This is a genomic window from Paenibacillus sp. S-38, from assembly GCF_049942825.1.
Classification (GTDB): Bacteria; Bacillota; Bacilli; order Paenibacillales; family NBRC-103111; genus Paenibacillus_G.
This window is the reverse complement of record NZ_CP187970.1, coordinates 8,004,298-8,027,464: the sequence shown is the minus strand read 5'-3', so window position 1 is coordinate 8,027,464 and position 23,167 is coordinate 8,004,298. Positions and strand designations below refer to the sequence as shown.

Here is a 23,167-nt window from a genome sequence, read left to right as displayed (position 1 = left end):
CGATCATCCCAGGAGGGGATTTTACTGTGATTCAATTGAAAAGCATTCAAACCAAAACCATGCTGGCCATCATTCCCTTAATTACGATTACCTTGATCTCTATGATCACCTATGCATACAACAGCAGTGAAAGCCTGATCAACCGGGAGATCCAGGATAAGATGCAGCAGCAGCTGGGCAGCGTAGCCGGTGAGATTGACGCCAAGCTGCTGGCCCACCGCAAAACCGCGGAGATGCTGGCCAGGACGGTGGAGACCGCCCCGTCGCTGTGGAGCCTGGACCACTACGTGACAGCTACAGCCAAGGGGCTTGGCAGCAGCGCGGATACGTATGGGCTTGGCGTATTCTTTGAACCGTACCGGTATCAGCCGGGAACCCGCTATTTCTCAACCTACAGCTATAAAGACGGAAGCACGATGAAACACACGGAAGAGTACAATACGGATGCCTACGATTATCCGAATCAGCCTTGGTATAAGCTTGCAGCGAACACGAAAAGCAAGTTTGCCTATACAACACCTTATTATGATGATTTGACTAAGGTAACCATGGTGACAACCGCTGTTCCTTTCTATGACGATCAGGGTGGGCTGCTGGGTGTAACCACGGGAGATATCGATCTGGCGAATCTTCAGAAGCTTGTTCAGGAAACGAAGGCAGGGAAGACGGGCTGGGCTTTCCTGGTCGATGCGGATGGGAACTATTTGTCCGATCCTGCCGCGGACAAGATCATGAAGGTCAACCTTAAGAACGATCCGAATGCTTCTCTCGCCGCGCTGGGACAGAGCATACTCTCGGGTGATTCAGGCGAGGCCTCCTACCAGGATGCGAACGGCAGCAACCGTTTGTATTACAAGAAAGTGGCGGAGACCGGCTGGGTCACAGCGCTTGTCATCCCGGAGAAAGAGCTTCAAGAACCTACACGCAAACTCGTATTGTCTCTGGCCCTGTGCGGTGCCATAGCCATCGCGGTCATGGCCGCGATCATTGTATTCTTCAGCCGTTATCTCAAGAAGCAGATCGGCAAGGCCAATGAGATGGCAGGGTGGATTGCCGCCCTGGATCTGACGCACCGCATCGAGGTGCAAACCGCCGATGAGTTCGGCCATATGGGCCATAATCTCAATGGGATGACCGCCAAGCTGAAGGAGATCATCGGCGCGGTATCTATGCACACGCACCTGGTGGCCTCAACCTCCGAACAGCTGTCCGCTAGTGCCGAGGAGACTTCCAAAGCGACGGAGCAAATCGCCGACTCCGTAGGACAGGTGGCCAGCGGTACGGATACGCAGGCGGCACTCGTTGCCTCATCCAAAGAAGCGATTACCGGGATTACCCGGCAGATCCTATCGATTGCCGAAGGCATCGACGGAGTGAACGAGGGGGCTTCCCGTACGGCCGATAAGGCCAAACACGGCAGCCGGTCCGTCGAAGAGGTAACCGAGCATATGAAACGGATTCAATCGAACGTGCACCAGTCGACTGATATTGTGAATGAGCTCAGCACAAAGTCCCAGGAGATCGGGCAGATGATCTCCTTGATCACCACTATCTCGAGCCAGACGAACCTGCTTGCGCTGAATGCTTCGATTGAAGCATCGCGTGCCGGAGAACAGGGAAGAGGCTTCGCCGTAGTGGCTTCCGAAGTGCGCAAGCTCGCCGAGCAGTCGGCCCAGGCGGCAGACCATATCCGCCGTCTCATCAGTGAAGTCCAGAGCGAGATCAGCCGGGCCGTGCAGTCCATGAAGGAAGGCAACCAGGCCGTGAATGAAGGCACAGCCCTGGCAGAGAAGGTTTCTGCAGCCTTCGGCGATATCATTACAGCCGTAGAGGATACGTTCCAGCGCGTGCAGGAGGTATCCGGTTCCGCATCGGTCATTCGCAAGGACACGCAGACGATGGTGGATGCCGTAGAGCAGATCTCCGAGATTTCGGGCACGGCAACGGACAGCACGCAGAGCATTGCAGCAGCGGTGGAACAGCAGCTGGCTTCGATGCAGGAGGTCGGGGCGGCAGCACAGACGCTGTCCAAAATGGCCGAGGAGCTTCAAGAAATCGTTAACACGTTCCGTATGTAACCCCAAAGTTTTGATGGTATTACCTTGACCCTTTTGGGGTCGGAATATTCCTTGCGGTATATTCCCGTGTAGGCCTCCATGCAGCGCATTCTGTACCGTATACAGAGCGCTGCAGGGCTTCTCGGGGATTTTGTACGTTGGGATGCAGGGAGGTGCGTTCTATTGTCAGCTTTGGTATTTCTTCTGTCCCTACTGTGCCATTTGATCCCGATCGCCTATTTCTTCTACATAGCAGTAGAGATTCGGCTTCGTGCGCATGCGCTGCTTAACAGGCTTTCATCTTATTTGTTTTTTTCCATTATGGTCCTGTTTGCTTCCGGCTTCCTGACCAGTGTGTTTCCTGAGGAGCATGCTGAGGAAATGATCCTTTGGTTTAAGCTGATCCCGGCTTTATTCATCATGTCCTTCGGCCTGCACCTGACGATTCGTGTCAGCGGCTGCTTTGATCAGTGGTCTCGAGCCCGCGTGGCGGTGCTAAGCTACTGGCCGATGCTCTGCGCGTTGGTCTTGGTGATCCCTTCCCCTTACGTGTACGTCCACTTTACGGCGAGAGGGATATGGAGGGACGCCCAGCCAAGTATGCCGGTGTTTTTGTTAATCTTGTCGGCTGCGCTTTATACGCTGACGGCTTGCTCGTGGTTCCTGTACAAGGGAATGAAGTTTGTAGGCCGGTCGGAGAATATGCTGCAGAAGCGCAGGCAGGTGCGTTTTATCCTGCTGGCTTATCTCCTGGGGGGCGTGCTCTGTATCGGAGTTGCTTATTTCAATCACAAGCTCTATTTCACTGCAGCCTTCAGTTATCCGGAGCCGAGCACATTCGGTCTCATCCTGTTCGCCTTCCTGATCCGTTACGCGATGACCCGGTATGAATTTCTTCCGTCGATTGAGCGCAGGTACAAAATCTTGTATGACCGCTCGCCGATTGCCATTCTGCTAACCGACCGCCAGGAGCGGGTCATTGATGCGAATCCGGCGGCCCAGACGCTGTTCGGTGTGCCGACGATTTCTCTGCTTAAGGCGCAGTTTGCAGACCTGCTCCTGCCCTACGAGGGCAGAATGCGGAATACGGGAGCCAGAACAGAGATCCGGGTTACGGTTCCCCCCGATCCCGGGCTTGCCGCACGTATCGTACAAATCGAACGGGAGGGCATTGTCTCCGGCGGGGAACCGTATGAATATTTGCTGATCCGTGACATGACGGAAAGCATTCAGGCGGAGGAACGGATCACCTTTATGGCATACCATGACCCGCTGACGGGACTGGGCAACCGCCGCCGCCTTCAGGAGACGCTGCCGGAGCTGCTGGAGCTGGTAGAGGGGGGACAGGAGCCTTCAGCGGCTCTGCTGCTTATGGATCTGGACCGGTTCAAGCATGTGAACGATACGAAGGGCCACCATGTCGGCGATCTGCTGCTCCGGCATGTCGGCGGTCTGCTGCAGCAAAGGGCCATGCGTGCGGAACTGATCTGCCGCCTCGGCGGCGATGAATTTGCACTGCTTTTTCGGGGGAGCGAAGAGGAGACCGTACAGCTCTGCGAGGATATTCTGCGCGGCTTCCAGGAGCCGTTCGAATATGAAGGGGAAAGCTTGACGGTGTCTGCAAGCATCGGGGTGTGTCTCTCACCGGCGTACGGCACGAACTCGGAACAGCTCCTGCAGTATGCCGATATGGCTATGTACGATGCGAAGAAGGGCGGCCGCGGCCGGTATGCCCTGTTTACCGGCAAGTTGAAGGAAGCCCAGGAGGCGGCGCATTCCCTGGAGCTGCAGATGGCCGAGGCGATGAAAGAAGAGCGCTTCGTCCTGTATTATCAGCCTCAAATCGATCTAGGGAGCGGAGAGGTATGCGGAGTGGAGGCACTGATCCGCTGGGTTGAGAAGGACGGGACCGTCCGGCCGCCGGGAGAGTTCATCCGAATCGCCGAAGAGAATGGGGCGATCGTGCATCTCGGCCGTTGGGTCTTGGAGGAGGCCTGCCGGGCCGGCCGGGCATGGATGGAATTATCGGACGGCATCACCCGTCTGGAGCCTCATGAGGGGAAGGGGGAGTGGTCCATTTCCATCAATGTATCGAACCGGGAGCTCGCGGGGCGTGGTTATCTGGAGCACGTGGATTCCATTCTGGCGGAGACCGGCTTCCCGCCTAAGCATCTTCAGCTGGAAATGACCGAAAGCGTCACGATCACGGAGGAAGAGCATCAGCTGCACCTCTTCACCGAGATTGCCGGAAGGGGGATCCGGCTGGCCATGGATGACTTCGGGACAGGCTACTCTACGTTCTCTGTGATTCAGACGCTGCCCTTTCACATTTTCAAGCTTGATAAGTCGATGATTGATGATATCGTGACCGCCTCGCACACCCGGCATATCGTGAAGGCGATGATTATTATGGCCCACAGCCTGAATCAGCGGGTGGTGGCCGAAGGGGTGGAGACGGCCGAGCAGGTAGAGGTCCTTAGGGAGCTGGGCTGCGATGCGGTACAGGGCTATTATTACAGCCGCCCGCTGCCGGAGGAGGAGCTTCTCGCCTGGCTGAAGGCCAGACGGGAATCACAACGGTAAAAATGCACACTTGAACACGAAAACGTCCGGGGATTGGATCCGGACGTTTTTGTGCAGGCAGTGTTTGGGCGGCGTGATGCTCACACTATCTCGCCAGAGCCTTCTCGCGCTCCTCAGCCGGCCGGGGCACGCTGGACCCGGCGGCTGCTGCCGCGAAAGCATGGGCGAGCTCGAAGGGCAGGCAGAGCGGTACGCCGGTGCGGGGGTCAGGAATCAGGTCGGCTTCGATGCCGAACACTTCCCGCAGTACCTCCTGCGTCATCACTTCGGCCGGCGGGCCGCTGCTGACCACACGCCCACGCTTGATCGCCACCATATGCTGGGCATACCTCGAAGCATGATTGAGATCGTGCACCACCATGACGATGGTACGGTGCTCCTCGGCATTGAGCTTCTCGAGAAGCTTCAGGACCTCGAGCTGGTGGGCCATGTCGAGGAAGGTCGTCGGTTCGTCCAGGAACAAAATGTCCGTTCCCTGCGCGAGTGCCATGGCGATCCACGCCCGCTGGCGCTGGCCGCCCGACAACTGGTCGACGGGACGGTCGTGGAATTCGGCCATTCCGGTAAGCTCGATCGCCCGCCGGACCATGTCGCGGTCCTCGGCCGTAAGGGAGCCGAAGCCCTTCTGGTGCGGGAAGCGGCCGTACGTTACAAGCTCGGAGACGGTCAGCCCGTCAGGGGCGACAGGATTCTGGGGAAGGATGGCAAGCTGTTTGGCCACCTCCTTGGTGGACTGTCCGTGGATCGACTTTCCATCCAGGAAGACGCCGCCCTTCTGGGGCTTCATGATCCGTGCCATGGTCTTGAGAATCGTCGATTTGCCCGATCCGTTGGCTCCGACAAGTGCCGTAATGCGGCCCTGGGGCACAGGTAAATTCAAATTATCTACTATGGGATACTCCCCGTATGCAATGGTGAGTCCTTCCGTATACAAGCGTTCCAAGGATATGTCCTCCCAGCCTGAGAATGCGGAACCGCAGCCGCTCTGTTGATAGGTATGATTATAAGAACGATAATCATTATCATTAGATTTGATTATAACACGGCAGGGAGCGAATTCAAGGGGAGGGCATAAAAATAGGGGCCGATGGCCCCCTCTTCCATAGGAACGATACTAAAATGGATGGAACGGTATCGGCGGGAGGTAGATTTCCGCTTCGGTCAGCCTAAGGGTTTTCCGGCTGCACACCTGCACCGCTGCCGTGCCTTATGGCCATTTCATAGCCCTGCAGCAGGTCGGCCAGCCTTTGTTTGATATGCGGACCGAGGGGGATTCCGTTATAGAACAGAGGCTCCTCCAGCAGCCGGGACAGATCCGCTCCGGAGGTTGAGCCCACCTGGGGACAAGCCTCCTGGGGGGCGGGAGCCGGGGACGTGCCGGTCAGCAGCAGATGGGCCGAGACGTTATAAAACTGTACCAGCCCCAGGAAGGCCTTAAGCTCGGGGAGCCGGTAGCCGTTCTCATAAGAGGTGAGCTCCGAATAAGAGAATCCCATCTCGGCCGCGGCATCGGATCTGGATAAGCGCCGGGCGGTCCGCAGATAGGTCAGCCGGTCGGCCAGGGAGTTCATGCCTTGGGGCAGCCTGCCCGGTGCACGAGCTTGGCCGGACTGCTGCGGGTTGCCGAGCAGCAGCTCGTCCACGGATACGCTGAGCCCTTCGGCCAGCTGCAGCAGCTGGGTTAAGGTGGGGGCTGCTTCTCCCTGCTCCCAGGCTCTCAGCAGATCCGACGGGAGGGCCGTCCGGGAGGCGGCCTCCGCACAGCTCCAGCCTCTGCGTTCCCGGATGGAACGGATGCTCTGTCCGCTGCCCTGAAAGCCTGGCGGCGGGGCCGCCAGCGGCTGGATCCCGTCGATCGGGGGCTGGACCAGAGCCTGGATTTCTTCTGGGGTCAACAGATCATACAGCTGCATAGGGAACCTCACTCTACATGCATGGATGAGCCATGTGGCTACCCACAGGTTGCTTCTCCGGCGCGCTTTTTATTCCCTGCCGGCCTGTATTCGCTTCTCCAGGCTGGAGCTTGTCCTTTTGGTACAAGCCGGCATACTGGTACAATGAAGGGATAAGGCGGGTTTTTCATGGCTTTCTCAGGAGGCATTCAGCAACAATTCAGCCAGAACTGCGATACTATATCCATAAGGAAATGAAGAGGTGGTCTGACAGCCATGGGACAATTAAAAGGCATTCGCGTCATGCTGGTGGATGATGAACCGAATATTCTGCAGTTTCTTGAACTTGGACTGCTTAACGAAGGCTTCGAAGTAAGAACGGCCCCGGACGGGATGACCGCCATTACGGCAGCCAAGGAGTTTCAGCCGCACATCGCGATTCTGGATGTGATGATGCCGGGGATGGACGGCTTTGAGGTATGCCGGATGCTGAAGAAGACGGAGCACATCGCCGTCATTATGCTGACGGCCAAGGATGAGGTGGACGACCGGGTGAAGGGACTGAATCTCGGGGCAGACGATTATATGGTGAAGCCGTTCAGCTTCGAAGAACTGCTCGCACGCATCCAGGCCAGAGTCCGCAACCAGTTCCCGCACTTGTTCGGGGAGGTTGTGAAAGGGCCCTTTCGGATGGATGACCGCCGCAAGGAGATCCGGCTGAACGAACGGCTGCTGGAGCTGTCGCCGACCGAATACGAGCTTCTGAAGTTTCTGGTGACCAATCATGGGCTCGTGCTCAGCAAGTCCATGATTCTGGACAAGGTCTGGGGCTACGACTTCGGGGGAGAAGAGAATATCGTAGAGGTGTATATCCGGTCACTGCGGGAGAAGCTCCAGGATAAAGAACATACCCTGATCCGTACGCTCCGCGGCGCGGGCTACAGGCTGGATCTGTCATGAGGAGGGCGGGGAACATGAGACGAAGTTTGGTTCCCGAGCGCGGTTCCCTCCGTATCCAGCTCCTCTCGCGTTCCCTGCTCATTTTGGCGGTGCTGCTGACCTTGATCGGTCTGTTCCAGTATGTGGTGATGAAGAACTTCATCTACCGGAATAAGGCGGAGACGATGCAGCGCCAGGTGATGTCCATTCCGCGCGAATTCATGCAGCAGGGGGACATGCCGGTTCAGGACCGTCCCCAGCAGGGGAATGCCGGACAGGGCGCGAGTCAGACAGGCAGTGAGGGAGGAAGCGGCAGTCCATCGGGTGCCCCGGGAGCCGGAGGCGTTTCAGGCGGGAACGGACAGGGCGGTACAGGGCAGAGCGGTGTTCAAGAAGGAAACGTCGGGCAGGGCAGCGGGGGATCGGGCAGCTTCCCTCAAGGGGGAGGCGGCAGGCGGCAGCCTTGGGTATTCCCCGATTCGGCCATTGCCCATATTGACGCGCAGGGCCAATTCACGGTGCTGACCAACTGGCCGGGCAGCGCAGAGCCTCCGAAGCTCGATCAGCAGGTTTATTCTGAAGCACTGATCCATAAGGGGCTGGGCACCAAGTATTGGATCCTGCCCGACAGCGCAGGAGTGGAGCAGCTGGTCGTCGTGCAGGCTGTCCCTGCGGGTCCGGGCCGCTCGGAGACCTTGGTTCAGATCAGTACACCGACCGGAGCAATGAAGGATGTGCTCATCCGCCAGCTCCTCACTTTCCTGCTGCTGTCGGTGCTGGCGATGGCGGTCGGTCTGCTCGGCTTTCTTCCGGTGCTGCGACGCACGCTGGTACCGCTAAACAATATGGTAAGCACGGTGGAGCAGATTGATGCGGGGAATCTCGCCACCCGCTTCCCCGCGTTCCAGGGACAGCATGAGATTGACCGACTGGCCGAATCGTTCAACGGGATGCTGAAGCGCCTCGAGACTTCGTTTGAGGCGGAGAAGGAGCTCAAGGAAGGCATGCGCCGTTTCGTCGCAGATGCTTCCCATGAACTGCGGACACCGCTGACGTCGATTCACGGCTTCCTTGAGGTGCTGCTCCGCGGCGCCGCCCATCATCCCGAGCAGCTGGAAAAGGCACTGAAGAGTATGCACGGGGAGTCGGCGCGGATGAACAAGCTGGTCAACGACCTGCTTCAGCTGGCCAAGCTGGACCGCACACCGCATATCGAGCTCAAGGAGGGCAGCCTGGAAGGCGTTATCCGTGAGATGGAGCCACAGCTGCGGCTGCTGGCAGGCAGCCGGCAGCTGGATCTGCAGCTAGAGGCAGATACCCGGTGTGCCTACGATGCTGATAAGATCAAGCAGGTTATTCTGAATCTCTTCCACAATGCCGTGCAGCATACGGATGCGGAGCAGGGGCGGATCAAGGTTGCTGCAGGTCCCTCGAAGGACGGGGTTCAGCTGCTGGTGCAGGATAACGGGCCGGGGATTGGGGCGGCTCATCTGCCGCACCTGTTCGACCGGTTCTACCGCAGTGATTCCTCCCGTACCCGCAAGTACGGCGGAGCGGGCTTGGGCCTCGCCATCACGAAATCGATCGTAGATGCGCATGGCGGTACGATTGGGGTAAGCAGCGTGGAAGGGGAAGGCAGCACGTTCCAGGTGACTCTGCCGAGGCAGGCCCTGACCCTTCCGAGCGAAATCAGCTGAAGCAGCAGGAAGAAACGGTATCCGACGCACGGAGCAGGTGTGCGCGGGTGCCGTTTTTTTGTTGATATCGGGTACGGAGAGAGTCTCATGGAATTTGGAATTCAGGAAACCCAAAGCGGGCGCTCAGGAAGGATTCAGATTGGGAGAGTAAGATAGTTCTTGTAAGGCAGCAAGGACAACAAACAAAAACATCGATAATGAAAATTTAAAAAACAACTTTCACTTACAGGAGGAAATACACATGAAAAACTTCAATAAGAAAGTAATCGCGACAACACTGGGTGCCGTATTCGCGATCGGAGCCATGGGCTCGGCATTTGCCGCAGAAGCAGCAACCACGGCAGCGGATGCCGGCAGCCAGGCGGTAGTGAAGTCGATGACGTTCAAGAAAGACCGCGGCGGCAAGAACCTTGAAGCTCTGGCAGCGGAGAAGGGAATCACGGTGGACGAGCTGAAGTCACAGATGGAACAAGAGCGTGAAGCGAAGCTGACCGAGCTGGCAGCGGAGAAAGGCATCACAGTCGACGAGCTGAAAGCACAGATGGAGCAGGAGCGCGGCGAAGGCGGCCCACGCGGTGGCCACGGTAGGGTGGACCTGGAAGCCCTCGCTGCGGAGAAGGGTATTACGGTGGACGAGCTGAAGGCGCAGATGGACCAGGAGCGCGAAACGAAGCTGGCCGAGCTGGCAGCGGAGAAAGGCATCACAGTCGACGAGCTGAAAGCGCAGATGGAGCAGGAGCGTCAGGCGAAGCTGGAGAAGCGTGCCGCGGAGAAGGGCATCACCGTGGATGAGCTGAAGGCCCAAATGGAGCAGGAGCGTGCGGCACGTGAAGCCGGGCAGACAGGCGAAACCAATTAAATAAGGGTTTGTGTACACCCACAAATAGTAAAAGCGGATCTCCCTTTCGGAGGTCCGCTTTTTTGCCCTATTCGAGCTTCTTCAATATGGGGCATTCTGGTTATTTCCCGGGAAAATACGACACCAGGATTCGACTGGGCTGCACTTCCTTCAGATCAGCTACCCTTCTTTGCCCGCATATTTGGTCCGATATTGGCCGGGCGTCATATCCTCCAGCTTGCGGAAGGAACGGATAAAGTTCTGCGGGTTGTTATAGCCGAGCTTCTGCGCGATATCCTTGATCGGCATATCGGTTTCGACCAGCCATTGCTTCGCCATTTGGAACCGGTAAGTCGTCAGGTAATCACTGAACGACAGGTTCGTCTCCTTCTTGAACACGCTGCTGAGGTAAGACGCATTGTAATGCAGCTTGGCCGCGCACTCCTCCAGGGTCAAGTCCGTGTCGAAATGCTGGTGGATCAGATCGATAATCTCTTCGGACAAGCTTCGGAACTGCGAGTCGCTGCGATCCCGGAACACGCCGACCATCGGCACGATGATTCGCTTGCGGAACCACTTCTCGATATCCTTCGGCACATATAGCTCGAGCAGCTCCTCATACAGGGAACCGTCCTCCGGCTGAATGACGTTAAGTGCAATGCCCGATTCCTGCATGACGCCCATAAGATGGTTCAGCAGGCGGATGAGGGTGGTTTGGTACTCCTGCGGAGAACGCTCCTTGTGGAACACTTCACCCATCCATTGCTTGAGCAGTTCATCTGCGCGTTCCTCATCGGCCAGCTTGATGGAATCGATCAGCTCGTTCTCCACCTGCTGAGGGAACGGGGAAATCAGCGTATGCTTGCCGGAGTTCACGTTGGCATAGTGGATGATCACCCCTTCGCCCAGCTTGAGCCGGTGCTTCAGAGCTTCCATCCCCTCATGATAGGCCCGCGGCGCCTTGGACAAGGTGCGGAAGGGCAGGGAAATCCCGATGGACACGACGAGGTCCAGGAAGGACCGGATATGTGTCTGGATGGATTCTGTAACTTGATACAAATAAGCGTTGAACTCCTCCGGTGTCATGTTCCCTTGGCCGACCAGCGTGACCTGGGTCTGATCCACAATCACGGGGGTCAGGCGGTTTTGCGAAGGAATCAGATCCTCAATAATATTGTTGGCCGCGAACAGCAGCAGATCCAGATCCTTGGCGTCATAGCGGGTCTGCTCCAGCCGGTCGACCTGCAGTGTCAGGACGGCCAGATGCTCCCACGCGGCGATAGCCGGGGCATAGCCGTAGAGGGCCATCTTGTCTTCAAGCTCACCCTGCTTGACGTTGCCTTGGTACCAGCGGGTGAGAAAGAAGGTGCGTACCTGCTGGGTATTCTGGTGAAGCTCATGCTTTAAGCTTGTATTCGACCGGAACATGTCCTGGATATGCTCATGAATCAGCTGGAATTCATTCTGTTTCTTCAAGGCCGGATCCGGAAGCTTGTCGGAGATCGCACGCACGATACCCCGGATCGGCGTATACATGCGCCGGGAGCCCAGCCATACGACGCCTACGGACATGCCGGCCAGCACAAGACAGACGACGAGCGTAAACCAGCCGATCGAGCGGGCCTCTTCGGTAATGGCGCTGATCTCCGTGAAAGAAGCGTAGATCCAGCCGTTGAAATCCGATCGCACGTACGTAACCGAAGCCCGTCCGTCCGGAAGATCGGCCTCGAATTGGCCGACTTTTTCCTCCGTGAAGCGGGCCAGATCCTGCTCATGCATGTAACCGATTTCGGGTAAGCGTTTGCCGATCAGCGTTTCGTCCGGATGCACCATGATCCGGAAGTCTTTGTCGAAGATCATGACCTCCTGTTTCTCGGTGTCGTCCTTGATCATGGAAGCCAGGGAACAGGCAGGGATCGAGGCATACACGACGCCGCGCTTCTCCGAGCTGAGGAGCGGGAGCTTGCGGACCTGGGACAGCGTGTAGGCACAGCGGCCCGGCATCGTCTCACCGAGAATGCCGCTCTCGTGCAGCACCCAGGTGGAATTCAGCGGAAGCTTCTGATATTCGAGCAGCTTGTCCTTGGCCGGGTAATTGTCGAGGGAGAACAAACCGGAGTTGTTGATGACCCACCCGTTGGCCGAGTTCATTAATACGATATCGGTCACCTGCGTATCGATGGACTGCAACAGGCTCATCTCACGCCGCAGGTTGTTATAGATCTGAAAGTTGTAATAATCCAGGGGGCTGTACAGGGCATCCTGCATCAGCGTCGAGTTGCTGATATTGTTCAGGTTCTGATCGAGGCGCTTCAGCACCTGCTCCACGTTGCCGTTCGTCTGCTTCATGATCTGAATGTTGCCGAGGTTCACTTGGCTTTGGATCGATTCGGCGGATTTCAGGTAAGAGAAGAAGCCGAGTGCGAGTACGGGGAGGATGCTCAGCAGGCATCCGAACAAAATCATCTTGGTGTACCAACTGTACTTGCTCAAGTGTCGTCCTCCTTCTCCGTCGGGTACAAGACAGTTTCTCAAGTAACCATTGTAGGGATAACTGCGAAGAGCTTGCAATAATCATTTGCGGCAAAATAATCATTTGATTGGTTCCGCCTGCAAACAAGGGGGGATCCCCTGCCTGGGAAGGCCTTCTCCCTAGGGTGCCGCAGCTCCCAATCGCAGGATTATGTACGTACCGCCAATCCCCATTATATGCTGAGTGCAAGACAACGGCAAACCCGCAGTATCCCGGGGGAGCAGCCAGAAACCACGATCGCGAATACGATCCTGACTGGGAGGTCGACATTTCGATATGAACCATCTGCTCTGGTATTGAGAGATTAGCCTCTTATCCTACCGTTCGAACCGGATCAACGACCCCCACGCTCTGATGATTACCGAGGGGCGGATACGGGGAAGGGTATTCAGCTGAAGGCATCAAGGCGCCACATTCGAATCCACCTTGGACTCGATCGACGAAGCCGGTTTTCTCAGAGTAAGACATGAAGACGGCGGGCAGATCATCGAAGAGAACAGCGCTTCGTACAGCAGTTCAAGAGAAAAATAAAAAATTCAACCCTAGAGACCGTAGGACATGCCGGTTCCCTTCAGGATCCAAGGAGGCTTTCCTACTACCAGGAGAGGAGTGCGAGTCATGAATCAAGTTGCAGCCAAGTCAAGCGCCATCGCCAAGAAGCGGGGCAACGAATCCGGACTTTTCAAACGCATGCTCAAGAACCGCGCCATTTACCTCATGATTTTGCCGGGACTTCTGTTCTTCCTTATCTTCAAGTATGTCCCGATGTGGGGCCTGATCATCGCCTTCCAGGATTATAAGCCGTATCTCGGCATTACAGGGAGCCCCTTTGTAGGCTTCGAGCACTTCGAGCGGCTCTTCACGGAAGATATGTTCTTCACGATTCTGCGCAACACGCTGCTGCTCTTCGGGATGAACCTGCTGTTCTACTTCCCGGTGCCGATCATCATCGCGCTGATGCTTAATGAAGTGCGTCATGCCATGTTCAAGAAATGGGTGCAGACCCTTGTGTATGTTCCCCACTTCATGTCCTGGGTTATCATCGTCTCGATCACGTTCGTTATGCTCTCGATGGACCGCGGTCTCATCAATGAAATTCTAGTGATGATGGGCTTTGAGAAAATAAACTTCCTCATGAGCAACGACTGGTTCCGTCCGATGTACATTCTGCAGGTCATCTGGCGTGAAGCCGGATGGGGAACCATTATCTATCTTGCAGCCATGGCAGCGATCGACCCGGGCCTGTACGAAGCCGCCCGTATGGACGGCGCCGGCCGGTTCCGCCAAATCTGGCATATTACGCTTCCGTCCGTACGCAGCGTCATCATGACTCTTCTGATTCTGAAAATCGGGGACGTTCTGGAACTCGGCTTCGAGCATATCTACCTGCTCCTGAACTCGATGAACCGTGAAGTGGCTGAGATTTTCGATACGTACGTGTACACCGCAGGTCTGAAGCAGGGACAATACAGCTTCTCGACCGCCATCGGATTCTTCAAGTCGGTTGTCGGCCTTATGCTGGTCATGGCGGCGAACTGGCTCGCCAAGAAAGCCGGCGAAGACGGTATCTACTAAAATTATGAGAGAACGGAGGAGACACCTCTATGAATCAAGATAAATCCTTCGGCAGCCGCTTGTTCGATGCCGTCAACTATACGCTGCTGGCCCTGATCGGCCTGATCACCGTACTGCCCTTCGTCCATGTCATCGCAGGCTCTTTCACTACGGTGCAGGAGCTTGCGGAGAAGCAGTTCGTCCTGATCCCGACGGTCTTCTCACTTGATGCCTACCGCTACATTCTTTCGACGAACACGCTGTTCAAGGCCATGGGCGTCTCCATCCTGGTAACGGCGGTCGGTACCTTCGTCAGTATGTTCCTGACCTCTCTGATGGCTTACGGTCTCGCCCGGCGCGATCTGGACGGCCGCGGTCCAATTATGTTCATGGTCGTCTTCACGATGCTGTTCAGCGGCGGGATGATTCCGACGTTCCTCGTGGTCAAAGAAATGGGCCTGATCGACACTTACGCGTCGCTGATCATCCCTGGTGCGATTAACGCCTTCAACCTGATCATCATGCGCAACTTCTTCCAGAACCTGCCGGACGGACTCGAAGAGTCCGCGAAGATCGACGGCTGCAGCGATTGGGGTATCCTGTTCCGCATCGTGATTCCGCTCTCCATGGCGGCAATTGCAACGATCTCCCTGTTCTACGCGGTTACTTACTGGAACACGTATCAGCAGGCAATTCTGTATCTCAACGATTCCACCAAGTGGCCGGTGCAGGTCATTCTGCGCCAGATCGTCATCCTGGCCAGCGGTATGAGCGCGGACACTTCGGATCTCGGTGACGGATTCACCGCTCCTCCAGAGCAGACGGTTAAGATGGCGGTTATCGTGGTTGCCACACTCCCGATCCTGCTGGTCTATCCGTTCCTCCAGAAGCACTTCGCCAAAGGTGCCCTGCTCGGTTCGATCAAAGGTTAATGGCTGGGAGGCTGTCTGACTTATGAACGTTATAACCAAATCACTCTCCGCGGATCTCGGGAATGGGATGTATCTCAATCCCGTGCTCCGCGGCAACTATGCCGACCCGTCGATTGTGCGGGTCGGCACCGATTATTATATGACGCATACGTCGTATCACGCGCTGCCGGGCCTGATCATCTGGCATTCGAAGGATCTCATTCACTGGAATCCGATCGGTGCCGCCCTGCACGAGAATGTCGGGGATGTGTGGGCGCCGGAGTTCATCTACTACAATGGTTTGTTCTATATCTATTTCCCGGCGAACCGGACGAACTGGGTCATCACGGCTCCTACGCCTGAAGGACCTTGGAGCAGGCCTATCGACTTGAAGATCAAGGGGATAGACCCGGGGCATCTGGTGACGCCGGAAGGGGAGCGGTATCTCGTCATGTCAGGCGGGGAGCTGGTTCGCCTGGCGGATGACGGGCTGTCGGTCATCGGAGAACCGCAGCACGTATATGACGGATGGAAATACCCGGAGGAGTGGGAGGTCGAGGCTTACTCGCTCGAGGGACCCAAGATCACGTACCGTGACGGTTATTATTACCTGACCGTGGCCGTGGGCGGCACGGCCGGTCCGGCGACGGGCCATATGGTCGTCTCGTCCCGCGCCGTATCGCCCTTCGGCCCTTGGGAGCATTCGCCCTATAACCCCATCGTCCGTGCGGCCTCCAAGAAGGACCGCTGGTGGTCGAAGGGGCACGGCACCCTGGTCGATACGCCTGAGGGCGGCTGGTGGATGGTCTATCACGCCTATGAGAAGGGACTGCATACCCTGGGCCGGGTGACGATGCTGGAACCGGTGGAGTGGACGCCGGACGGCTGGTTCACGATCCAGCCGGGCATCGCTTCCCACCTCTCTATCGCCAAGCCGCCGGGGGCGGCAGGGCCTCACGGCTGGCCGGCCGAGGATGGGCTGCGCGGTGGGGAGCTCGGGCTGCTCTGGCAGTGCAGCGGGCATCTGCCGCAGAAGCGGTTCCATCCCGGAGCCGAAGGGCTGTCGGGTGACGGCCGGACCGAAGGCTCACCGCTGCTGTACATGGCCGGTCATGAGAGCTACGAGGTGCAGGTGAAGGTTACGGCGCAGGGCGATGCGGAAGGCCGGCTCATGCTCTACTATAACGACGCCCATTACCTCGGGATCGGTGCTTCGTCCAGGGGCGTGCGCCACTTCCGGTCGTTCAAGAACTACGGGGCGATGCCCTGCGGGGAGTCCTCCGTCTATCTCAAGATCCGCAACCGTGAGAACACCGTATCCTTCTATTTCAGCCCGGACGGTACAGCTTGGCGCAAGTATGACAAGGTGGTGGAAGCCTCCGGTCTTCATCACAACACCTTGGGCGGCTTCCTCAGCCTCCGTATCGGTCTGGACGCGGCGGGGGAAGGGAACGTCACGTTTACCGATTTTGTTTACAAACCGCTTTAAGACGGGTGCTCCTTTACGGGGCGCCGGCTTGCAGCGCACATCGGATTTACATACCAGAGCCTATGGGAAGGGGAACAAACGAAGATGAAGACTGCACGCGAGGAAACAACCCAGCTCTTGATGGAAATGGACGGCCAGTTCGAGGGATTCTTCGAGTGGCTGGGGGAGCAGTATGACCCGGCTGCGGGAGGCTTCTTCTATGCCCGCAGTTCCAAGGAGAGCGGCAAGTTCACGCCGGATATCGAATCCACCTCCCAGGCGATCAATATTATGGAACGGGTAGGCCTTCTGGAAGACTGGGATCCGGCGCTGAAAGCCGCCGCCATCCGGTTCTACCAGAGCAAGCAGGACCCGTCAGGCTATTTCTACGATGCGAATCCGAACATGAAGGAAGATGAAGTAATGGTCGGCCGCGCGATCGGGTACAGTTTGCACGCGCTGTCGAAGCTCGGTGCCGAGCCGCTCTACCCGCTGCCGGGCCGTTCAACGGCCGCGCCTGATTATATGGCGTCGCCCCAATCGTATGCCCGCTGGCTCGAGAGCATTGAGCTTGTCAACTCCTGGCGCGGCTGTGACCGGCTCTGCAACTCGGCGCCGTATATCTTCCAGATGGGCGAGACGGAGCGGGTGCCGTATCTGCAGGAGGCCTTCGGTTTCTTTGAGCGGATTCAAGACAAGGAAACGGGATTGTGGGGGGAAGGTTCGCTCTATGTGCGGATCTCCGGCACGTTCAAGCTGCATACGTTCTACAACCGGTTCGGGGTGCCGATGCCGAGAGTGAGGGAGATGTATGCCAGTATTCTCCACTGCCTGCGGACGGAAGAGGCGTTCGACATGTGCTATATCCGCAACCCGATTAATCTGCTTCACTCGATGAAGCTGGCGATCCCGCCGGAAGAAATGCGGGAGATTACCGAGATTACGCTTGCCAATATGAAGCGGCTGAAGCAGGCGGACGGGGGCTTCTCCCGCGAGCTCGGGCATTCACCGACCGCACCGAATGTCGCACAGGTGAAGGCGAACGAGTTTTATCCGGATATGCCGAAGGCAGTCCACCTGGGACTCGGGCTCGCAGAGGGCGACATGAACGCGGGGACACAGGCCATTCTGATTCGCTGGCTCTGCTATGAGCTGGCCGGCCTGCCGGTGCAGCCGCTCGATCTGCCGCAGGGACTCTTCGCGAAATATGGGGCTGTACGGTAAAGATCATGGACAAGGCGCAAAGCAGCGGGGTCGCCGGCAGCGGGGGCCTCTCCCAGGCAGGAGCGCGCTGGGCGTGCGGATCTTCATGATGTTCTCCGGTTCGCAGGCGCAGGTGTGGATCCCGTGGGTGCTGGTGGCCGTCATGGCTTCGCAGCTGTGGATCGCCCGGTTAACCGACCCTCCGGTACGGGTCTCGGCTGCCGGATCGTAGGGCCGAGGTACAGATGGAGCTGAGCATCGGGATTGAAAATCGAAGGGAAGGGGTATCCCATTCATGAATGGAATCGAATCGAATGCCACCGCTGCTGCACTGAAGAGCCCGATCGACTGGGCTCAGGCGTCCTGTGATGCGCTGATGGCCAAATACCGGCCGGAGCAGCTGCCGCCGGAGGGCCGCTGGCACTATCATCAGGGGATCTTCTTGTACGGCATGCTGAAGGTATGGGAAGCCACGGGTCATGAGGCTTACCTGGGCTATGCTAGGGAGTATGTCGACAAACTGGTCGACGAATACGGCAATTTCAAGTTTGCCCGTGACGAGCTCGACGCGATGATGCCGGGACTGCTGCTCTTCCCGCTGCATGCGGAGTTCGGCGAGGAGCGCTACCGGATCGCCGCGGCCAAGCTGCGCGGCATGTTCCATACCCTGAATCGCACCTCGGAGGGCGGATTCTGGCATAAGGACAAGTACCCGTACCAGATGTGGCTGGACGGCCTGTATATGGGCGGCGTCTTCGCCATGCAGTATGCGCGGTACTTCGGTGAAGCGGACCTCTTCGACATGGTTCTCTACCAGGAGAGCCTGATGCGCAAGCACATGACCGATGAGCGGACCGGGCTGCTGTTCCATGCGTGGGACGAGAGCCGGAACTTCCCCTGGGCGGATAAAGTGACGGGATGTTCACCGGAATTCTGGGGACGGTCCCTCGGCTGGTACGGAATGGCGCTCGCCGATTTCCTCGATGAGCTTCCGCCGGAGCATCCGGGCAGGGAAGTGGTGAAGGCGGCGCTGCGGCCGTTCGTGGAAGCGCTGGTCCGTTATCAGGACGAGGCGACCGGCCTGTGGTATCAGGTTGTCGACAAGGGCGCGGAAGCGGACAACTGGCTCGAGACCTCCTGCACTTCGCTGTTCGTCTACACGATCGCCAAGGCGATCCGCCACGGAGCCGCAGGCGAAGAGTGCCGGGCAGCGGCCGAGCGGGGCTACGAAGGCTTGATCCGGCGCACCCGTACGGATGAGTTCGGTCTGGTCGTGCCGGAGATCTGCATCGGCACGTCGGCCGGTGATTACACCAACTACGTGACACGGCCTGTCAGCGAGAATGATCTGCACGGCGTCGGCGCCTTCATTCTGGCGTGCGCCGAGATGCAGAAGCTGCAGGGTCCGCAGGAATAGAGAGGAGCAGGACGAAATCAATGGCCATTCATGATATTAGAAGCTACGGCGCACAGGGTGACGGCCTGCAGGATAACACGTCGGCCATTGCAGCGGCGATTGAAGCCTGCTCGGCAGGCGGAGGCGGGACGGTCTACGTGCCGGCCGGCGATTATGTAACGGGACCGATTGTGCTGAAGAGCCATATCACCCTGCAGCTGGAAGCGGGCTCGGTGCTGCGCTTCACACCGCGATTCGACGCGTATCCTCCGGTGCAGACCCGCTGGTCCGGCTACGAGATGTGGGGCTACTCCCCGCTGATCTACGGTAATGGGCTGAAGCAGGTGGCGATCAAGGGCGAAGGCGTGATCGAGGGCCAAGGCCAAGCCTGGTGGGACGCTTACCGCGTCATCCGTGCCGGCGGCGCGGCACCGGAGTCCGAGCACCTGCCGAAGCTCGTGGAGCTCAACCGGGTGCTGACCGATACGGTGAAAAGCAACATCGTCGAGTGGCAGACCCAGTTCCTGCGTCCGCCGCTCCTGCAACTCATGCACTGCGAAGAGGTGGTGCTGGAGGGCATCACCCTGCAGAACTCACCGTTCTGGAATACGCATCTCGTCTACTGCGAGGATGTGTCCCTGCGCGGCGTCAAATTCAAGAACCCGTCGACGACACCGAACGGGGACGGCCTGGATGTGGACTCCTGCTCCAATGTGCGGATCTCCGACTGCCACTTCGACGTAGGGGATGACTGCCTCTGCCTGAAGTCCGGCATCGACGAGGACGGACGCCGGGTCGGCCGGCCGACGGAGAATGTGGCCGTCACGAACTGCACGATGCTGCACGGCCACGGCGGCGTAGTGCTCGGCAGCGAGACGGCGGGCGGCATCCGCAACGTGACGATCTCCAACTGCATCTTCATCGGTACCGACCGGGGCATCCGGATCAAGACGAACCGGGCCCGGGGCGGCGGTGTGGAGAACGTGCGGATCAGCAACATCTATATGGAAGATGTGCTGTGCCCGCTGGCGATCAACGCCTTCTACAAGCACGGTATTGACGAGAGCAACCCGCTGCTGACGAGCCCTGAGGCCGTGCCGGTCACCGAAGGCACGCCGGTCATCCGCCACATCCAGATCAGCGATGTGACGGCGAAGAACGCGCGGGCAGCGGCCGGATTCATCTACGGCCTGCCGGAGATGCCGATCGAGGATGTGGCGCTGCGCCACGTGACCTTCGAGATGACCCTAGACCCGGCCGAAGAGGGAGGGGAGCCCGACATGGTGCGTGAAGAGCGGATCATGGCCGGCGACGGCATTCTGTGCCGTCACGTCCAAGGCCTCGAGCTCCATCACGTACGGGTGGAGACCCGGCAGGGACCGGCGCTGCTGCTTGAGGACAGCCGGGAGATCGAGATTGACGGGCTGCGTATGAAGAAGCGTCATGCGGATACGCCGGTTATCACGGTGAAGAACACCGACGAAGTGGAAGTATCCGGCTTCCGGGAGGAGAAGGGGCAGGCCCCTTATCTGGCTAAAGCCGCCCCGGCCGCCGCGAAGTAATGAGGGGCCGCCCGGCTGACGGGCGGGCCTTTTTTTGAACGATAAGAATTTATATCTCGCCTGAGCTCGATCCTGTCATTTATATTATTAATAAACGCGCCCGTCCATAAAGGACGGCGAAGCCGTTTATCTCATCCCGAAAGCCGCACCGCAGGCAGGCTGGAGAGCACCGCGGCGTATGGCGGCAGCGGGTGACGTTATGACCGATGAGGAGGAAGCGATTCATGTGGCATCCGGATGACTATTTGGAAAGACTCTACCGCAGGCTGGAAGAAAAGAGGAAGGAAGCCGCCTCCGGGGGACTGTCCGCAGCGGAGCGTGAGCGTCTGCGGGGCCGCCTGCAGGACTTGCTGGGCCGATTCGAAGAGGAGGAGGCACCGCTGCAGCCGAAGCTCCTTGAGAGCGAGGAGTGGGCTGACGGCATTACGCGGCAGCGGATCGAATACTCCACGGCGGAAGGGCTTCGGGTTCCGGCCTACCTGCTGCTGCCGAAGGAGCGTACCGGACGCCGGCCGGCGGTATTGGCCTGGCACGGTCATGGCTACGGCAGCCGGGAAGCGGTCGGGCTGCTCCCGGACGGCACGCCGAATCCGGGCCCGCCGGGCATTCACCGGAACTTCGCAGTGGAGCTGGCGCGGCGGGGGCTCATCGTGCTCGTGCCGGAGATCGTCGGCTTCGGCGATCGGCGCATCCGCGACGAAGCGGATGGAGAGCCGGGCTCGAACTCCTGTTTCCCGATCGGGGCCGCGCTGCTCCTGGCCGGCCGCACCATTGCCGGTCTGCGGGCGTGGGAAGCCCGCCGTGCAGCGGATTACCTGCTCTCCCGGGACGATGTGGACGTGCAGCGGATCGGCTGCTTCGGCTTCTCGGGCGGGGGGATGGTCGCCTCGCTCTCCGCGGCGCTTGATGACCGGATGAGAGCGACGGTCATCACAGGCTACAGCAATACGTACAAGACGAGCATACTGGCACGCCGCCACTGCCTCGACAACTACATTCCAGGCGTTCTGACGGAAGCGGAGATGCCGGATTTGCTGGCCCTGATCGCTCCGAGGGAGCTTTATCTTGAGGCGGGAACGGAAGATCACCTATTCCCTGTCGAACAGGTCAAGGAGGTCTACAGCCGGCTCACGGAGCTGTACCAATCGCTGGGGGCCGGGGAGTCCATCGGTCTTGATGTCTTCGAGGGCAAGCATGAAATCTGCGGACGCCGCTCCTTCGACTGGATCGCATCCCGTCTTAAAGCCTAGCGGAACGAGGGGGCTTGCTTGGCGGAAAGAGGCGTGCGGGGGCCTGAGCCCGCGTCCGGGCAGCTGCCGAATGTAAGCGTTCAAGAAGGGCCGAGGCCGCCACGCCCCGAACAGCAAGCAGCACACGTTCTGCAGGTCCGGGGTTTTCCGCGCAGCAGGCCGATTCGGCAGAGAGGGGGAAAGAACATGGCAATCGTAGAAGGCATGGCCTGTCCGGCCTGTGGAGGCACGGAGCTGGCAGAGGGAGAGCAGGCGGGATATTCACAGATGGGCCACCGAGGGAAGCCGCTGAAACCGGGTTCCCCGATCGTCCACGTCTTCTGTACCGACTGCGGCGTGATCATACAAAGCTATGTCAGCCAGCCTCAGCGGTTCAAGCGTACTTCCGTGAAGGTATAGCCGGTGGAAGCCGGCATCCATCCTTCCAGGGCTTGTTATCCTAACCAAGCAGCAGCTGCCTTCCGGGCGGTCTGCTGCTTTTTTGGCATGGTAACCGGACTCTGGACATCATCGGATAGTGGGCATGTCAGCAGGCTTTAACATATCAGCAGACCTTAACGTACGGCAGACTTTAACATATCATCGGCCCTTGGCATGTCTCTATCCCGGCATGCCCCGCTCCCGGGCCGGCGTATCTCTTCAAGAATCCGGCCGCCTCTTCTCCCAGGTCAGCTGAGGGATCCTGCGTCCCGCCGCCGAATCCTCTATGAGCTGGGCGAGGCGCCGCTGCTGCGTCTCTTCTTTCTTGGCGGAGAGCACCCACCAGACTGCCGACTTGCGGTAGCCTGGCGGCTGGGCTTGAAAGAACGCCCAGGCATCCGGACGGGAACGGAAGATCGCCACATATTCTGCTGTCAGCTCGGCGGTCTCCTTCTGCTCATAGGCGTAGACAGAGGACCTCGCCTGCGAGCGTGCTTCGAAGGCCTTCAGTCCGGCGGGGCGCATGCGTCCCTGTGCGGTCAGCTCTGCGACACGGGCGATGTTCACGGAGCTCCAGATGCTCCCCGGCCGCCGCGGGGTAAAGCGGATGGCATAGCTTTGCTCATCGATACGCTTGCGGATGCTGTCAATCCAGCCGAAGCTGAGGGCTTCGTCCACGGATTCAGGCCAGGTCATGCTGGGGCGGCCGGTTCCTTTTTTATAATACCCGACCCACAGCTCGTCTGCCTCCTCGTGATGAAGCTCCAGCCAGGAATGGAACCCGGCGGGTGAGGCGAAAAAGAGAGGATGCATAGGTCCATTCTCCTTCGAATCGTATTGTATATCTTGACTTTTGGCCCCATT

Annotated in this window: 18 protein-coding genes; 14 read left to right on the top strand and 4 right to left on the bottom strand. The window is 58.4% G+C overall.

Translation table 11 applies throughout. From position 1 onward, the window contains the following. Positions 1 to 26 precede the first annotated feature (26 nt). Both ACP26L_RS35160 and ACP26L_RS35155 read left to right on the top strand, forming a co-directional pair. Positions 27 to 2,078 (top strand): methyl-accepting chemotaxis protein, encoded by a 2,052-nt coding sequence (locus tag ACP26L_RS35160; RefSeq protein ID WP_426450229.1) that lies wholly within the window; start codon positions 27 to 29, stop codon positions 2,076 to 2,078. A 360-nt stretch (positions 2,079 to 2,438) separates the two neighbouring features. Then, positions 2,439 to 4,640: a putative bifunctional diguanylate cyclase/phosphodiesterase gene (locus ACP26L_RS35155; protein ID WP_426450228.1), complete on the top strand. Its 2,202-nt coding sequence runs from the start codon at positions 2,439 to 2,441 to the stop codon at positions 4,638 to 4,640. Positions 4,641 to 4,725: 85 nt separating this feature from the next. Here ACP26L_RS35155 and ACP26L_RS35150 read toward each other — a convergent pair whose 3' ends face one another. Further along, positions 4,726 to 5,583: an ABC transporter ATP-binding protein gene (locus ACP26L_RS35150; RefSeq protein ID WP_426450227.1), complete on the bottom strand. Its 858-nt coding sequence runs from the start codon at positions 5,581 to 5,583 to the stop codon at positions 4,726 to 4,728. A 223-nt stretch (positions 5,584 to 5,806) separates the two neighbouring features. Then, a complete protein-coding gene (locus ACP26L_RS35145) occupies positions 5,807 to 6,535 on the bottom strand; it encodes a helix-turn-helix domain-containing protein (RefSeq protein ID WP_426450226.1) in 729 nt (242 codons plus the stop codon). A gap of 273 nt (positions 6,536 to 6,808) precedes the next feature. On the opposite strand from ACP26L_RS35145, the gene ACP26L_RS35140 reads away from it, so the two are divergent. The 3 genes from ACP26L_RS35140 to ACP26L_RS35130 all read left to right on the top strand — a co-directional run bounded on the left by ACP26L_RS35140 (position 6,809) and on the right by ACP26L_RS35130 (position 10,027). After that, the gene (locus ACP26L_RS35140; protein WP_426450225.1) at positions 6,809 to 7,492 is read left to right on the top strand and encodes a response regulator transcription factor; all 684 of its coding nucleotides are present in this window, start codon (positions 6,809 to 6,811) and stop codon (positions 7,490 to 7,492) included. Beyond that, positions 7,489 to 9,168, top strand: coding sequence for a sensor histidine kinase (locus ACP26L_RS35135; protein ID WP_426450224.1), 1,680 nt, complete (start codon positions 7,489 to 7,491; stop codon positions 9,166 to 9,168). Before ACP26L_RS35140 ends, ACP26L_RS35135 begins: the two co-directional genes overlap by 4 nt. Positions 9,169 to 9,409: 241 nt before the next feature. Further along, positions 9,410 to 10,027 (top strand): hypothetical protein, encoded by a 618-nt coding sequence (locus ACP26L_RS35130; RefSeq protein ID WP_426450223.1) that lies wholly within the window; start codon positions 9,410 to 9,412, stop codon positions 10,025 to 10,027. 159 nt (positions 10,028 to 10,186) lie between these two features. On the opposite strand, the gene ACP26L_RS35125 is transcribed toward ACP26L_RS35130, so the two are convergent. Beyond that, positions 10,187 to 12,499 carry a helix-turn-helix domain-containing protein gene (locus ACP26L_RS35125; protein ID WP_426450222.1) on the bottom strand — a complete coding sequence of 771 codons (2,313 nt, stop codon included), beginning with the start codon at positions 12,497 to 12,499 and terminating at the stop codon, positions 10,187 to 10,189. Positions 12,500 to 13,157: 658 nt separating this feature from the next. Here ACP26L_RS35125 and ACP26L_RS35120 point away from each other — a divergent pair. The 9 genes from ACP26L_RS35120 to ACP26L_RS35080 all read left to right on the top strand — a co-directional run bounded on the left by ACP26L_RS35120 (position 13,158) and on the right by ACP26L_RS35080 (position 22,282). Then, complete coding sequence (locus ACP26L_RS35120; RefSeq protein ID WP_426450221.1) at positions 13,158 to 14,114, top strand: ABC transporter permease; 957 nt, start codon at positions 13,158 to 13,160, stop codon at positions 14,112 to 14,114. Between the two features lie 29 nt (positions 14,115 to 14,143). Continuing rightward, entirely contained in the window at positions 14,144 to 15,025 is an 882-nt protein-coding gene (locus tag ACP26L_RS35115) for a carbohydrate ABC transporter permease (protein ID WP_426450220.1), read from the top strand. A gap of 22 nt (positions 15,026 to 15,047) precedes the next feature. Continuing rightward, positions 15,048 to 16,493 carry a family 43 glycosylhydrolase gene (locus ACP26L_RS35110; protein ID WP_426450219.1) on the top strand — a complete coding sequence of 482 codons (1,446 nt, stop codon included), beginning with the start codon at positions 15,048 to 15,050 and terminating at the stop codon, positions 16,491 to 16,493. A gap of 84 nt (positions 16,494 to 16,577) precedes the next feature. Then, positions 16,578 to 17,696: a hypothetical protein gene (locus tag ACP26L_RS35105; RefSeq protein WP_426450218.1), complete on the top strand. Its 1,119-nt coding sequence runs from the start codon at positions 16,578 to 16,580 to the stop codon at positions 17,694 to 17,696. A gap of 73 nt (positions 17,697 to 17,769) precedes the next feature. Beyond that, positions 17,770 to 17,907: a hypothetical protein gene (locus tag ACP26L_RS35100; protein WP_426450217.1), complete on the top strand. Its 138-nt coding sequence runs from the start codon at positions 17,770 to 17,772 to the stop codon at positions 17,905 to 17,907. 63 nt (positions 17,908 to 17,970) lie between these two features. Then, positions 17,971 to 19,092, top strand: coding sequence for a glycoside hydrolase family 88/105 protein (locus ACP26L_RS35095; RefSeq protein ID WP_426450216.1), 1,122 nt, complete (start codon positions 17,971 to 17,973; stop codon positions 19,090 to 19,092). Between the two features lie 20 nt (positions 19,093 to 19,112). Then, entirely contained in the window at positions 19,113 to 20,633 is a 1,521-nt protein-coding gene (locus ACP26L_RS35090) for a glycoside hydrolase family 28 protein (RefSeq protein WP_426450215.1), read from the top strand. 224 nt (positions 20,634 to 20,857) lie between these two features. Then, entirely contained in the window at positions 20,858 to 21,883 is a 1,026-nt protein-coding gene (locus tag ACP26L_RS35085) for a dienelactone hydrolase family protein (protein ID WP_426450214.1), read from the top strand. Between the two features lie 186 nt (positions 21,884 to 22,069). Continuing rightward, positions 22,070 to 22,282 (top strand): transcription initiation factor TFIIIB, encoded by a 213-nt coding sequence (locus ACP26L_RS35080; protein WP_426450213.1) that lies wholly within the window; start codon positions 22,070 to 22,072, stop codon positions 22,280 to 22,282. Positions 22,283 to 22,522: 240 nt separating this feature from the next. Here ACP26L_RS35080 and ACP26L_RS35075 read toward each other — a convergent pair whose 3' ends face one another. Further along, on the bottom strand, positions 22,523 to 23,116 hold the full coding sequence (locus ACP26L_RS35075; RefSeq protein WP_426450212.1) for a YdeI/OmpD-associated family protein: 594 nt from the start codon (positions 23,114 to 23,116) through the stop codon (positions 22,523 to 22,525). Between the last annotated feature and the right edge of the window lie 51 nt (positions 23,117 to 23,167).